Source organism: Synechococcus sp. H60.3 (assembly GCF_047462295.1).
GTDB lineage: Bacteria > Cyanobacteriota > Cyanobacteriia > Thermostichales > Thermostichaceae > Thermostichus.
In genome coordinates, this window is the sequence record NZ_JANSIY010000015.1 from 19,258 (window position 1) to 32,149 (window position 12,892).

At 60.9% G+C, this 12,892-nt stretch carries 15 protein-coding genes; 9 read left to right on the forward strand and 6 right to left on the reverse strand.

Going from position 1 to position 12,892, the window contains the following annotated elements; all coding sequences use genetic code 11:
* Window positions 1–87 precede the first annotated feature (87 nt).
* Window positions 88–1,206, reverse strand: a complete 1,119-nt coding sequence (locus NW841_RS03095) for a class I SAM-dependent methyltransferase (RefSeq protein ID WP_414385307.1) — start codon at window positions 1,204–1,206, stop codon at window positions 88–90.
* Window positions 1,207–1,454: 248 nt separating this feature from the next.
* Here NW841_RS03095 and NW841_RS03100 point away from each other — a divergent pair, with 248 nt between their 5' ends.
* From NW841_RS03100 to NW841_RS03120, 5 genes are all read left to right on the forward strand, one after another.
* Window positions 1,455–2,111 (forward strand): response regulator, encoded by a 657-nt coding sequence (locus NW841_RS03100; RefSeq protein ID WP_414365071.1) that lies wholly within the window; start codon window positions 1,455–1,457, stop codon window positions 2,109–2,111.
* On the forward strand, window positions 2,111–2,803 hold the full coding sequence (locus tag NW841_RS03105) for a queuosine precursor transporter (RefSeq protein ID WP_414385309.1): 693 nt from the start codon (window positions 2,111–2,113) through the stop codon (window positions 2,801–2,803). Before NW841_RS03100 ends, NW841_RS03105 begins: the two co-directional genes overlap by 1 nt.
* Window positions 2,804–2,980: 177 nt before the next feature.
* On the forward strand, window positions 2,981–3,166 hold the full coding sequence (psbZ, locus tag NW841_RS03110) for a photosystem II reaction center protein PsbZ (protein ID WP_011429012.1): 186 nt from the start codon (window positions 2,981–2,983) through the stop codon (window positions 3,164–3,166).
* A 309-nt stretch (window positions 3,167–3,475) separates the two neighbouring features.
* Window positions 3,476–3,967: a DUF2808 domain-containing protein gene (locus tag NW841_RS03115; RefSeq protein WP_414385310.1), complete on the forward strand. Its 492-nt coding sequence runs from the start codon at window positions 3,476–3,478 to the stop codon at window positions 3,965–3,967.
* A 164-nt stretch (window positions 3,968–4,131) separates the two neighbouring features.
* A complete protein-coding gene (locus NW841_RS03120) occupies window positions 4,132–4,965 on the forward strand; it encodes an undecaprenyl-diphosphate phosphatase (RefSeq protein WP_414385320.1) in 834 nt (277 codons plus the stop codon).
* Here NW841_RS03120 and NW841_RS03125 read toward each other — a convergent pair.
* Together NW841_RS03125 and NW841_RS03130 are read right to left on the reverse strand one after the other, a co-directional pair.
* Window positions 4,925–6,508 carry an NAD(P)H-hydrate dehydratase gene (locus NW841_RS03125; protein ID WP_414385312.1) on the reverse strand — a complete coding sequence of 528 codons (1,584 nt, stop codon included), beginning with the start codon at window positions 6,506–6,508 and terminating at the stop codon, window positions 4,925–4,927. The two genes, NW841_RS03120 and NW841_RS03125, sit on opposite strands and share 41 nt — an antisense overlap.
* Before the next feature lie 5 nt (window positions 6,509–6,513).
* Window positions 6,514–6,909, reverse strand: a complete 396-nt coding sequence (locus NW841_RS03130) for a VOC family protein (RefSeq protein ID WP_414348853.1) — start codon at window positions 6,907–6,909, stop codon at window positions 6,514–6,516.
* 149 nt (window positions 6,910–7,058) lie between these two features.
* On the opposite strand from NW841_RS03130, the gene NW841_RS03135 reads away from it, so the two are divergent.
* Window positions 7,059–7,280, forward strand: a complete 222-nt coding sequence (locus tag NW841_RS03135; protein ID WP_414332711.1) for a hypothetical protein — start codon at window positions 7,059–7,061, stop codon at window positions 7,278–7,280.
* Window positions 7,281–7,382: 102 nt separating this feature from the next.
* Entirely contained in the window at window positions 7,383–8,093 is a 711-nt protein-coding gene (gene rpe, locus NW841_RS03140) for a ribulose-phosphate 3-epimerase (protein ID WP_414332712.1), read from the forward strand.
* A gap of 161 nt (window positions 8,094–8,254) precedes the next feature.
* On the opposite strand, the gene NW841_RS03145 is transcribed toward rpe, so the two are convergent.
* Window positions 8,255–9,109, reverse strand: a complete 855-nt coding sequence (locus tag NW841_RS03145; protein ID WP_414332714.1) for a hypothetical protein — start codon at window positions 9,107–9,109, stop codon at window positions 8,255–8,257.
* A gap of 121 nt (window positions 9,110–9,230) precedes the next feature.
* On the opposite strand from NW841_RS03145, the gene miaA reads away from it, so the two are divergent.
* Window positions 9,231–10,247 (forward strand): tRNA (adenosine(37)-N6)-dimethylallyltransferase MiaA, encoded by a 1,017-nt coding sequence (gene miaA, locus NW841_RS03150; RefSeq protein WP_414385314.1) that lies wholly within the window; start codon window positions 9,231–9,233, stop codon window positions 10,245–10,247.
* Here miaA and menD read toward each other — a convergent pair.
* Window positions 10,171–11,991 carry a 2-succinyl-5-enolpyruvyl-6-hydroxy-3-cyclohexene-1-carboxylic-acid synthase gene (menD, locus tag NW841_RS03155; RefSeq protein WP_414385315.1) on the reverse strand — a complete coding sequence of 607 codons (1,821 nt, stop codon included), beginning with the start codon at window positions 11,989–11,991 and terminating at the stop codon, window positions 10,171–10,173. The genes miaA and menD overlap by 77 nt on opposite strands.
* Before the next feature lie 319 nt (window positions 11,992–12,310).
* Here menD and NW841_RS03160 point away from each other — a divergent pair, with 319 nt between their 5' ends.
* Window positions 12,311–12,553 (forward strand): hypothetical protein, encoded by a 243-nt coding sequence (locus tag NW841_RS03160; RefSeq protein ID WP_414365083.1) that lies wholly within the window; start codon window positions 12,311–12,313, stop codon window positions 12,551–12,553.
* A 123-nt stretch (window positions 12,554–12,676) separates the two neighbouring features.
* Here the strand turns inward: NW841_RS03160 and NW841_RS03165 are convergent.
* Window positions 12,677–12,892: fasciclin domain-containing protein (locus tag NW841_RS03165; protein WP_414365084.1), on the reverse strand; the 216-nt coding region annotated here is incomplete at its 5' end.

The window sequence follows — 12,892 nt, forward strand, 5'->3', positions numbered from 1 at the left end:
CCGAGGTTTCGTGTCTGATACTACTATACAGCTTTTGGCCAAGCGACCGCGAATCTCCTTACCCTCTTAAGCTTTTGGCAAGGGCGCTCAACTCTTACGGGCCAAGATATAAGTGCTGACGTAGTGGGTTTCTCGGCGCAACACCTCACAGCCTGCCTGCTGCAGGCGCACCCCCAGATCATCGCGGATGTAGTCCCGGTAGTAGGGTTCGTGGAAGGTTTGCACAAAAGCTTCCATCGTCTCCTCCAGCTCGGGCGAATCCAGCAGTTGCACCGAATCGCAGATGACAATGACGCCCCCCGGCTTCACCACCCGGCTCATCTCATTGATGACATTTTGCCGGGCTGGGCTGGGCAGTTCGTGGAAGAGAAACACGCTGACAACCGCATTAAAGGTGGCGTCGGCGTAGGGCATGGCCTCGGCATTGGCGCGGATGAGCTGGGGCAGCTCCCCAGGCAACTCCTGCAACAGGCGGTTGGCCTTGCGCAGATAGGCAGGGGAAAGGTCCAGGCCATACAGTGCCGCGTTGGGCAGGGATCCCCGCAAAAGGCGCAGCATCCGCCCCGTACCACAAGCCACATCGAGAATGTGGGGAGCCGATAGAGCAGGATCGAGAGCATCCTTGAGCAGCCGGATTACCCGTCGCCGCATCGCATCCGCTGTGCCCCCAAACAGCAGCTCCACCTGTAGGTCGTAGAGCTCAGCCGAGCGATCACTTAGGTAGCCGTTGGTTTGGTAATGAAAATTTTGCAGATAGTATTTTGGATAGCCCTCTGTGGAGATGTTTGGAGAAAACTCCTGGTAGCGCCGGCTGTGGACCCGCCGAGCAACCTGGGGCAAATCCAGCCACACCTCTGGGTAATGGCGGGCAAAGTCCAGCCAGGGGTTGTCGAAAAGAAGCGCGTGAGGGTAGTAACCTGCCTCAGCGTCTTGCCAATCGACCTGGAGCAGCCGTTCGTAACGAGCCCGCAACTCTTGCAAAGTAGCTGCGCTGACCTTCACCCGCTCCCGCGGCGGCAGGGCTTTCCCAGAGGAAAAACTTTGCAGCTCCCTGAGCACAGAGAGCATCAGCTCCGAAGCCTGGGTGGAGAGAGCCTTATGGGCAAAGCCAAAGAGATTTTTGCCCCACTGAAAGGCACGGTAGGCCGCCTCTCCAACCGGCGATGGGATCGGCAGCGACAGCTCGGAGCTCAACTGTAAGCTCATAACCCTGCAAGGTGCGAATGCTTAATGTTTGTTTACGTTAGATTATAGCAAGGCAGCGATGGGAAACCGGCAAGTTCTGGGCCTTGGGAGAATCGGCGAAATTGGAGCTGTAAGTTGCTAGTCACACCCCACTTCCCTAAGAGGGAGAGTACTCTATTGGTGTCCCCGGAAGGACGTCCCCGATGCCCCATGCACTGGAGGAAGGGGCTGAGCAGGTCGAACGGATTGGGAAAAGGGAGCGCCCGAGCATGACAGCCAAGACGGTGTTGGTCATTGACGACAGCATCATGATCCGCAAGATGGTAGCCAGCATCTTGGCTGACCAGTTTCAGGTACTGGAGGCCAAAGACGGCCTAGCGGGCTTGGAGGCTGCCAAAAAACATCACCCCGACCTGATCTTGCTGGATTTTGTCATGCCCAAGATGGACGGCTATGACACATTGCAGGCCATCCGGCAGGAAGAGAGCCTGAAGAATACCCCCGTCATCATCATGTCGGGGATGAAAGAGCAGGTAACAGCTCGCATCCCTGAGCCTTTTGTCGATTTTGACTTCATTGAAAAGCCCTTTGAGGCAGAAGCCCTTCTGGCCCAAATTCAAAAGGCCCTGCAAGTGACCCCGGCGGCTGCTCTGGAGCCCGGATCGGAAACCAACACCCAGTTACTCTTGAACAAGCTCACCGCCATCGAGACGCTGCTCATCCAAGGCACGGAAAACCTCATCCAGCGGGAAGTGGTGACGCGGCTTGCCAACCTCAACCAGCGCCTGGAGCGCCAGGAATCTTATAGCGCTAACCTGGAAGAGCAGATCCGTAAACTTGCCAGCGAAGTGGAACGGCACAGTCAGGGCCTGGCCCTGATTGTCAAAGAACTACGGCAGATCCGCAAACTTCTAGGGGGATCCTGATGTCTGAGCGAGGCTTGGAGCGCGCCTACCGGCACCTGGATGCGGTGACGGCCCTGTTTGTGGCTGTGCTGCTCATTTCCAACATCGCCTCCACTAAGATCGTGCTCTTGGGGCCGTTTACCTTCGATGGCGGCACCATCCTCTTCCCTCTCAGCTACATTTTTGGCGACATCCTCACAGAGGTCTATGGCTATGCCCGCTCGCGGCGGGTGATCTGGCTGGGGTTTTTCTCGGCGGCCCTGATGTCGGTAACCTTGATGATCGTGGGATCCCTGCCGGCAGCCCCCGACTGGCCCTACCAGGAAGCCTACAACCAGATTCTCGGCCTTACCCCGCGCATTGTACTGGCCAGCCTGATTGCCTACTGGAGCGGCAGCTTTGCCAATGCCTATGTGCTGGCGCGCCTGAAGGTGTGGACGCGGGGACGCTGGCTATGGATACGCACCATCAGCTCGACCTTGGTGGGCCAGGCGGTGGACACGGGCCTGTTTATTCTCATCGCTTTCTGGGGGGTGTTTCCCGGTCTGATGAGCCTCATCGTCTCCAACTACGTGTTCAAGTGTGCCGTTGAGGCAGTCTGTACGCCCCTGACCTACGCCATCACCGGCTGGCTGAAGCAACAGGAACAGGAAGACTACTTTGACGTGGCAACCGACTTCAACCCTTTCCGAATGCAGTCTGTATCTAGGTAGTTCATCCATCGGCTGCCCCGACGGATCTGGCCTTGAGAGGGATCCCAGTTTTGGTATAGTCAGAGCGTTATCCTTTCTACCCCGCCGCCGGTGTGCAGCGAGCCGGCTCGGGTTGGGCAGACCGGTGTTGTCGGGAGCCCTTATCCAAGACAAGACTTTTGTGAGGGATCCGTAAAGATGATGCTCATTTTCCAAATTGCTCTGTTGGTGTTGGTGCTTTACAGCTTGCTGTTGGTGGTGGCGGTGCCGGTGCTCTTTAGCTCTGCCAGCGACTGGAGCCGGGCCAAGAATGTCATTTTGGTAGGATCCCTGCTCTGGGTGCTGATGGTGATCGGGGTGGGGGTACTCAGTTTCTTTAAGTGATCCTCCCAGCAGGATCCTTCGACGCCCATCCCCCAGGCTCCTGGACGTTCCAGAGCATCAGGGTTGCGACTGTGAGGTTCTGGTGGTGGGGAAAAACTGCGCATCTCCGCACCCGAGTGGGCCCTGGGCGCTCCCGGTGGAAGGGATCCCGCCCCTTACAATGGATAGCAATTCAATCTCATGGCCTTGCTGCTCGCTCGGCCGGCGGCAAGGTGCCCCTGTGCCGAAGTCTTTTGGGAGGTTTGGGTGTTGAGAGCAGTGAAGCGTTCGTGGGGCCTCCGCTTGGCCCGGCTGGGGACGAGGCTGATTTTGGCAGGCTTGTTGGTAGGGGCGCTATCCCCTTTGGCAAAGGCGCAGTCGGGCTTTGTCATCACGGGCAGCGAGGGGGTGCCTGTCCTCAGCTATCGGCTGGATTTTCGTGGCATTCGCGGTCGGCTGGATCGCTATCGCCTGAAGATCCCACCGCAGGATGTGGCGGTGGCGGAGGTGCAGATTAGCGCGGACAGGAACTTTGATGCCGTCATCGATCCCCAGAATGTACGCCTAGAGGTGGAGGGCAAGCCGGTGGAGCTGGCGGAAGTGTATTGGGACGAGGAGTTTCGCTCTTTGGAGGTGGTGGCCCGTCAACCCATTGCCGCCGGCCAGGAGATCCGCTTGGTGCTCTCCAATGTGCGCAACCCTTCCGCTGCCGGCATCTACCGGGTAGAGGCGCGGGTACGGGGGACAGAGCCCAACCCGCTCTTCCGCAAGGTGGGCAACTGGCTCATCACCATCGACGATCCGGAGCGGCTCACCTTCTGATGGCCGCTGCCTCTGGCTTCAACAACCCCAAGGGATCCCCATCTCCCCTCTCCCTGAGGGAGAGGGGCTGGGGGTGGTCGCGTGAGCGGCGCGGAGCGCTTGGGCCTCAGGGAGAGGGGATCTCCCCTCCAGACAGTAGCCTGGCATACAGGGAGAGGTTGTCTTTGGTGCTAGCCAACACCTGGTATCCCAACTGGTGGCAGGCCCTGCTCTTGGGCATGGTGCAGGGGATCACTGAATTTCTGCCCATCAGCAGCACGGCGCACCTGCGGGTGGTTCCGGCTTTGCTGGGCTGGCCAGATGCAGGCGCTTCCTTTGCGGCGGTAATCCAGTTGGGCAGCTTGGGGGCGGTGTTGATCTACTTTGCCTCTGATCTGCGCCAGGTGCTCCTTGGCTCCTGGAAGGCTTGGCAGGAGCGAGATTTCCAGCAGGAGTCTTGGCGGCTGCTCATAGGGATCCTGGTGGGGACGTTGCCGATTGTGGTTGCCGGATGGGCCGTCAAGGCCATCTGGGGATCCCCACCCCGCCAGTTGGGGGTAATTGCTGCTGCCGCCATTGGCTTGGCGCTGGCTTTGGGCTGGGCGGAACAGGTGGGGAAACGCCGGCGAGATCTGCACAGCCTGGGCATTGGGGATGGGCTCTGGGTGGGGCTGGCCCAGGCTTTGGCGTTGATTCCAGGGGTATCCCGCTCCGGTGTGACGCTGACGGCGGCTCTGTTGCTGGATTTGCAGCGCTCGGCTGCCGCCCGCTACTCCTTTTTGCTGGGGATCCCGGCCCTCTTTTTGGCGGGGGTGGCGGAGTTCATCTCCGAGTTTAAGGCAGAGGCGCTGCTGTCGCAGGGGTTGGGGACGCTCTCGGCCTTTGTTTTCTCCTACGGGTCCATCGATTGGCTCATTCGATTTTTGCAGCGCAGCAGCACCTGGCTGTTTATCGCCTACCGGATTGGGTTTGGCCTGTTCATTTTCCTGGGGCTGGCCCTGGGGTTCTTGCAACCTTAAGCCGACTTAGCGCCTTGGGCAGGTACTCCCCTAGGTGGGCCGGATCCACCCCTGTTAGACCCCGCTCCCCCGCCAGTTGGATAGCGGCTTGGGCATGCCACCACACTCCGGCACAGGCACAACTGAGCAGCTCCGCGATCCCCATCGACTGACCCAGTTGGGCCCTTCTGCGCGCCACCAGGCCGCCGATTAAGCCAGTTAGGACATCGCCGCTGCCACCGCGGGCCAAAGCCGGTGTGCTCTCCGGGTTGACCCAGCATTCTCCCGTAGGAGAGGCGATGACTGTCCGTGCTCCCTTTAAAACCACCACCGCTCCACTCTGGGCTGCCGCCTTTTGGGCTGCCTCCATGCGATCCGCAAGCGGGATCCCTGGAAAAAGCCGGCGAAACTCCCCCAGGTGGGGGGTGAGGATGGCTTGGATCCCGTTTTCTTGCAAGCGCTCCACCCCCATCTCCGCCAGGGCATTGAGGCCATCGGCGTCGATAACCCAAGGGATCCCGGCCCAATCCTGCAGCAAGCTCTCCAGCAGTCGCCGGCGGGCTTCTCCTAGGCCGGGCCCCACCGCCACCGCCTGGAAAGGTTTTTCACCCAGCGGCGGCAGAGCCGGGATCCCTTCCCAGGGGTGAACCAAGGCTTCCGGCAAAGTGCTGTGAATCAGCCCCCTCAATTCCGCCGGCACCGCCAGGGTTACCATGCCCACGCCACTGGCGCGGGATCCCAGCCCGGCCAACACCGCCGCCCCGGCATAGGCCGCCGACCCTGCGACCACTAGCAGGGATCCCTGGCGATATTTGTGGGTATCCAAAGGCGGGTCAGGGGGAAAATGGGGCCAAGGGTTCAGCAACAACTGGGGAGCCGCCTCTGCCGGGCAGACCCAAGGGGGGATGCCAAAATCAAGGCGATGCAGCCGTCCCACCCAGGGCAGAGCCGCCTCCTGCCACAGGCCGCGTTTCCAGAGGCCGAGGGCATAGGTGTGGCTGGCGCGGACGCAGCAGCCCCAGATCTCACCTGTCTGGTCGTTGAGGCCAGAAGGCAAGTCCAGGCTGAGGATGGGAATGCTGCTGCCGTTGGCCCACTCCACCGCCCCCGCCCAGGGATCCCCCAGGGGCCGGTTTAGGCCAATGCCAAAGAGGGCGTCGATGAGCAAGTCGCAGTCAGCCAACGCCTCCACCCGCTCCACAAACTCCGCCCCTAGAGCCCTGAGGTAGCGGGCGTGGTCGGCGGTTAGGGGTTTGAGATCCGGCTTCCCCAGCCAAACCTTTACCCCCTTTTGGGCTAGCTGCAGCTCTCGCCCAACCACCAAGCCGTCGCCGCCATTGTGCCCCGTGCCGCAGAGGATGCCGATGCGCTGCGCCTGGGGAAAATCCTGCCGCAACCGGGCAAAAACGGCCAGCCCCACCTTCTCCATGAGGGCGGCCACGGGCATGCCGGCAGCGAAGATCTCCTCCTCGAGGCGCCGCATCTGCGCCGAGCTGACCAGGGCGGTGGCCGGGTCAAGGGAGTTGAGGACGCTGCGCTGCTGGGGCAAAGAGGGCTCTGGCATGGCGGTCATGGCTGAGGGGGGCTTATGGAGCTCAGCTCGATCACATTCCCGTCGGGATCCCGAACAAACACAGCCGCCCGCCCGGAAGCGCTGGGCTGCACCTCGTAGCCTGCCTGCAGCAAGCGGGCCTTTACCGCCTCCAGATCTTCCACTCCCAGCGCCACGTGGGGATGGCGCCCCCACTTCGCCTTGCTGCCACGACTGGCTTGCTGCCCTTGGTCAAGCGGCTCCTCAGTGACAATCAAATGAATCTGCGAAGACCCCACCTGGTACCAAGCGCCGGGAAAGTTAAAGGGAAACCGTTCTGCCTTGGGGATCCCGAGCACGGTTCCGTAGAAATGCTCAGCCCTGGCCAGATCGCTAACCCAAAGGGCGGTGTGCAGGTGCTGATAGGTGCTCATGACGTTGCTTGGGCGCAAGTTCCTGAAGCTGTCGAGAGAAAGTGTAAGGATTTTCTCCAAGAGACCTGTTCCGCCTGTGCGCTAAGGTGGAACTAGGGCAGCGGCGACGAGAATATCCTCTATCTTGCTTCTTGCCTAGGGGTTGGTCTATGGGATCCCGCACCAAGTTTTTCGGCACCGTCTTGGCCATGCTGGCCGTCAACAGCATCTACATGCAATTGCAGCAGCTTGCCCTGCGGCTGGAAGAAGAGGTAAAACCGGCTCCCTCAGAGCAGGCTGCTCCAGAGTCCCAGAGCAACGCTCAGCCGCCGCATCCCTGGGGTCATCTGGCCCAAGTTTTCCGGCATTGGGTCGAGGCCAGTCCCCTGTAACCCTAGTCTCCGAGCCAAGAGGCAGTTTGCAAAGGGGATCAAACCCCGTACCATAGAGGAGCAGGCTCCCCTTTCTTGCGGTTCACAGTTTGGATACTCACCATGACTCAGCCGTCAGCAGCCTCTGGGCAAAAGCCGATTGTTGTCGCCCCTTCGATTCTTTCGGCGGATTTTAGCCGCTTGGGGGAAGAAGTGCGGGCGGTGGACGAGGCGGGGGCCGACTGGATCCACGTGGACGTCATGGATGGCCGCTTTGTGCCCAATATTACCATCGGCCCGCTGGTGGTGGAAGCGCTGCGCCCGGTTACGGCCAAGCCTCTGGACGTCCACCTGATGATTGTGGAGCCGGAAAAGTATGTGGCCGACTTTGCCAAGGCGGGGGCCGACATCATCTCCGTTCATGCCGAGTCCAGCTCTACCATTCACCTGCACCGCACCCTCAGCCAAATCAAGGATCTGGGCAAACAGGCAGGTGTGGTGCTCAACCCCGCTAGCCCCCTGGAGCTCATCCAGTACGTGCTGGATCTGGTGGATCTGGTCTTGATCATGAGCGTCAACCCTGGCTTTGGCGGCCAGAGCTTCATTCCGGCGGTGGTGCCCAAGATTCGCCAACTGCGGGCCCTGTGCGACGAGCGCGGTCTGGATCCCTGGATTGAAGTAGATGGCGGCCTCAAGGCCAGCAACGCCTGGCAGGTCATCGAGGCAGGGGCCAACGCCATTGTGGCCGGCTCGGCAGTGTTCAAGGCCAAAGACTATGCGGAGGCTATTCGCGCTATCCGCAACAGCCGTCGCCCGGAGCTGGTAACGGTTTGATTTGAGCTTATCGATTGGGGAAACCCATGCTCTTGAGCCCCTCTTAGGCCAAGGCACAAAAGAGAGGGAAGAAGACCTAGCGCCCCTCATTCTTGGCCCATTGCGAATGGCCACAGCTCAGCGGCAGGGATCCCTTCTGGTGGAAGAACGGGCTCGAAATTCTAGCGCAGAGCGGCGGTCTTCTTCTGGGCAGCCGCAGGGGCTGCACCATCCTCTACGGCAGTCTGGCTGAGGCAATGCGGAGGGGCAGAGGTGGGAACGATTGGCTGAGGCGAGGTAGGGCTGAAAAAAACTTGGCAAAAGGGCAGGCGGCTGTTGCGCTGAATGTCAGCAAGGTAAGGAGAAGGGATGGTGCCCCAGTAGGCGCCCAGCACCTGCCGGTCGGGATCCTCCGGCAGCACCTGGTAGTGCAACATCAAGCGGTTATCGGGGAACCAAGCGCGAACAAGCCTTTGCAGTTGCCTCAAATTGAAGCCCGGCTCTTCCGGGTTATGAATCAGGTGCATCCCCGCCAAGCGTCCGCCGACAAAATAGGCTTGCACATAAAACCCGCGGGCGTAGAGGGGGGGCTCTGAGGGATCCCGCGATGAAGGGGCATCCGGCAGGTAGATGGCCTCACCGCCTGGGCGCAGTTGCCAGCGGCTCCAGCGGGGATCCTCGCGGTCGCTAGCAATGGTCTCCCAATTGTTGGCGCGGGCGTAGCTCAAGAAGCGCTCCTCCACCATGCCCAAATAGAGCATTTCCATTTGTAGGGGCAGTCGGGCCCGCGTTTGCAATAGGGGCAGAGTGCGCACTTCTCCTTGCTTGAGCACCAAAACTTCCGCCAAGGCAGGGCGCGGTTCCCACGCCAGCAGCGCCGCCAGGATACCGGCTCCGAGGGCTCTGCCAAGGCCGGCCAGCCCTCGCCGTGCCGAGGCCCGCAGCAACAAGAGAAGGAGTTTGACAGGGGGCAGCTCAAATCGAGGCTGCGCCCCGCCCAACACGGCAACGGAAGCAGAGACGTAAGATGAGATCACGGGGAAATTCGAAGAGCCGGGAAGACAATAGAGGCTATGGATGTCCTATTTTATCCACAGCGCTAGGGTTCTTTGAAAATTTTAATCTGCTGCCCTGGGTGAACTTTCTTGCCGACAGCGGATGGATCAAAACCGGTCTCCAAATGGGCGCGACTGCCGAGAACCTCCCTCCTCGACCGCAGGGCCGGGGCTCGTCGTCATTGCTGGCCCCACCGCCACCGGCAAGTCGCGCCAGGCGCTGCTGCTGGCCCAACGGCTGGGATCCCCGCTGTTAAACGCCGACTCTCGCCAGGTGTACCGGGAGTTCGACATCGGCACCGCCAAGCCCACTCCCGCCGAGCGGGCCCTTTGGCCCCATGAGTTGATTGACTTTGTGGATCCCCGCCACACCTACACCGTGGCCGAGTTCCAACGAGCGGCCCAAGCCCGCATTGCCGAGGCCCATCGGCAGGGACAGACTCCCATTCTGGTGGGGGGGACGGGGCTTTACATCCAATCCATTACTGCAGGGCTGGGGATCCCGGCGGTTCCGCCGCAGCCCCAGTTGCGCGCTCAATTGGAAACTTGGCCGCCCGAGATCCGCTACGCCTGGCTGCAGCAGTTGGATCCCGTGGCCGCTCGGCAGATCCACTCTCATGATGAAGTGCGCACCCTGCGGGCCTTGGAAATTATTTACACCACCGGGAAACCGGCCTCTTGCCTACGGCAGGCCCATCCTCCCCACTACCCCATCTTGATCTTGGGGCTGCGCTGCTCGATGCCCCGTCTGGAACAACGTATTGCCCGGCGCACGGCGGAGATGATGGAGAGGGGGTGGATCGAAGAGGTAAAAACTCTGCGGGAGCGCTATGGGCCGGACTTGCCCCTCTTGCAAACTTTGGGCTATGCGGAGATCGGCGCTTACCTAGAAGGGCGGATCCCAGAGGCGGAGCTGCAGCCTTTGATTGTGCGGCGCACCCGCCAGTTTGCCAAGCGGCAGATGACCTGGTTTCGGGCCATGCCAGGGCTCCAGTGGCTAGACTGCGAGGCTGAGGATCTGCCGGAGCAGATCTGGGAGCGGGTTAAAGCCTGGATGGCAGAACAGACCACTGCTGAAACCACTCCCGCCGCCGCTGAGCATCGGCTTTCCGATCGGTGAGGATCTCCAACACTCGCACCCCTTGGGCGGGCAAGGGATCCAGGGCTTGGGCCAGCTCCTCCCACGTCTCCAGCCGCTGGTGGGGAATGCCGTGAGCCTGGCAGAGGCGAGCAAAATCCACCGCCTGGGGAGTGGCAAAGTAGGGCTCAAAGGGAGGATTGAGCCCCTGGCGGCCCACCTCCGCAATGGGCAGTAGCTCGAAAATCCCTCCTCCCTGGTTGTTGATGAGAAGAATGGTCAGGGATCCCTGCAGGTAAGGGCTAAGCCGCAGGCCGCCGCAGTCGTGCAAAAAGGCCAGATCCCCAGTCAGCAACACTGTTGGCCGATGGCGGTGGGCCACCCCGAAGGCGGTTGAGAGAATGCCGTCGATGCCGTTGGTGCCGCGGTTGAAGTAGGGCCGGATGCGGCGGTCGTTGGGCGGCCAAAACCACTCCACATCCCGCACCGGCGTGCTGTTGGCAATAAATAGCGGCGTCTCCGGCGGCAGGTGATGGGCCAGCCACCAGGCAATCTTGCCCTCAAACCACTCCGGCAGGTCAGCCATGGTCTGGTCTAGGGTGGCGCGGATTTGCGCTTCGGCTGTCAGCCAGCCCTGCAGAAAAGCTGTTCGGGGGGCTGGAGTTTTGAATGTTGCTTCGGGGATCCCGGCGGCCAGCTCTTCCACAGCAAAGGGCAAATGGGTGGTGGGGTTGTGCAGAGGATCCCCGTTCTCGGGCCGGGGATCGAGCAGCCAGGTGCGGGGGCGAGCTTTGGCCAGGGTTTGCCGCAGCGCTTTGCTGGTGGGCAGGGATCCCAACTGGATGACTTGTTCCGGCCAGAGCTGGGGGACATCCTGCTGCAGGAGGAGGTCATAGGTGGTGATGAGATAGGGGTTAAGGGAAGCGTAGTTGCGCAGAGGGGAGAGTCCCTCCGCCAACACTGGCCAGCCCAGGGCCAGGGCCAAACGGGCCACCGCCTCTGCATAACCCTGGGGATCTGCCGGTTGGGCCGGCCCTGCCAAGATCACCCCCCGCTCGCAGCGGCGCCACTCCTGCCAAAAGGAAGCTGTTGACGCGAACGCAGAACCGGCAGCCGGGGTGGCCAGGCCAGGTGGAGGGACAACCCCGCGGAAAAAAGTCTTCTCAAACTCCGGATCTTCCTGTAAGTGGATCAGGGGCGCAGTGCTGCCATCGGCAACGGGAGCTAAGGGATCCCGCAAGGGCACGTTCAAATGCACAGGTCCGGGAAAAGGATAAAGCGTGCGCTCCCAGGCGTGAACCAGGGTTTGGCGCAGGTAGGCCAGGGCCTCTGGCTCCGCGCTGGGCAGGGCCAATTCCGCTTGCCAGTTGGGGTAGTGGCCGTAGAGCTTCACCTGGTCGATAGTCTGCCCGGCGCGGCAGTGGCGCAGCTCTGGGGGCCGATCCGCCGTCAAAACCAAAAGCGGCCAACCACTTTCTGCCGCCTCGATCAGAGCAGGGAAAAAATGGGCGCCGGCACTGCCGGAGGTACAGACCAGGGGAATGGGTTGCCGGAGCTGCTGGGCCAAGCCAAGGGCAAAAAAGGCCGCCGACCGCTCATCCACCACTGGAATGGCCTCGATCTCGGGGTGCTGCGCCAGAGCATAGGTGAGGGGGGCAGAGCGGGATCCCGGACACACCACGGCCACCCGACAGCCCAGCCGGCTCAAGGTCTCGGTCAAAACGGATCCCCAAAGGGTGTTGAGGTTGCGCCAGTCCAGCCGTTGAAGGGAGTTTGCGCCAGTCACTCCAGCTATCCCAGCCAGTGTCGAGCAAGTTGGGTAGGAAGCCCAAAATAGGCACATTCTAGTAATCTATAGCCATCCCTAAGCGCAGGGGAACCACTTGCTTTGGCCTTCCTTCGCCTTTCCTCTCTTTCTGGGAGGAGAGCTAGAGGAGGTGCGCCAGGGAGGTGCCCGCCCTCAGGAAACTGCCTCAAGTGGGTTGGTCGCGCCGCAACTCCAGATTTTCTGGCGGGGGCGAGGATTGGCTAGGTCTCTCCGATGGGGGAATAATGTTCATGAGAACGCCCCTTATTGATCTTTGCTGCACCCAGTAGGAGCACCCATGGCCAGAAAACCCGATGGATACCTTGTCCACATCATGCTCGAAGGTGGACAAACCATGCAGGTACGGGTCAAGGAAGCCAGAGAATACACAGAGCTGATCAACCAACTGATGGTGGGTGGGGACGAGTTCATCACCTTGCCCAAGCAAATGGACAATGAGTACATGATCGTGCGTCCGCAGCGGGTCTCGGGCGTGTCGGTAGAAGCAATCTACGCTTCCAGTGTCGGCATTGACCTATAGATCTCAAGGTCAGGGATCCCTTGAGGGTCGTCGGCCTAAGTTGCAACACAAAGCCCCCACCACCAGGGGCAGGGGCTGCCAGAGAACTAGACCCCGCAGGATCTAGAACTTCTCTACCGACGGTTAGCTCTGCGGGGGCAGGATCACCTTGTCGATAACGTGGATGACGCCGTTGACGGCCTCGATATCCGCGGTCACCACGTTGGCATCGTTGACCTTGACTCCATCAGCCAAAGAAATCTCCACAGGGGATCCCTCGACCGTGACCACTTCCCCAGCTTTCAGATCGTTGGAGAGAACTTTGCCGGGCACCACATGGTAGGTGAGAATCTGGGTCAA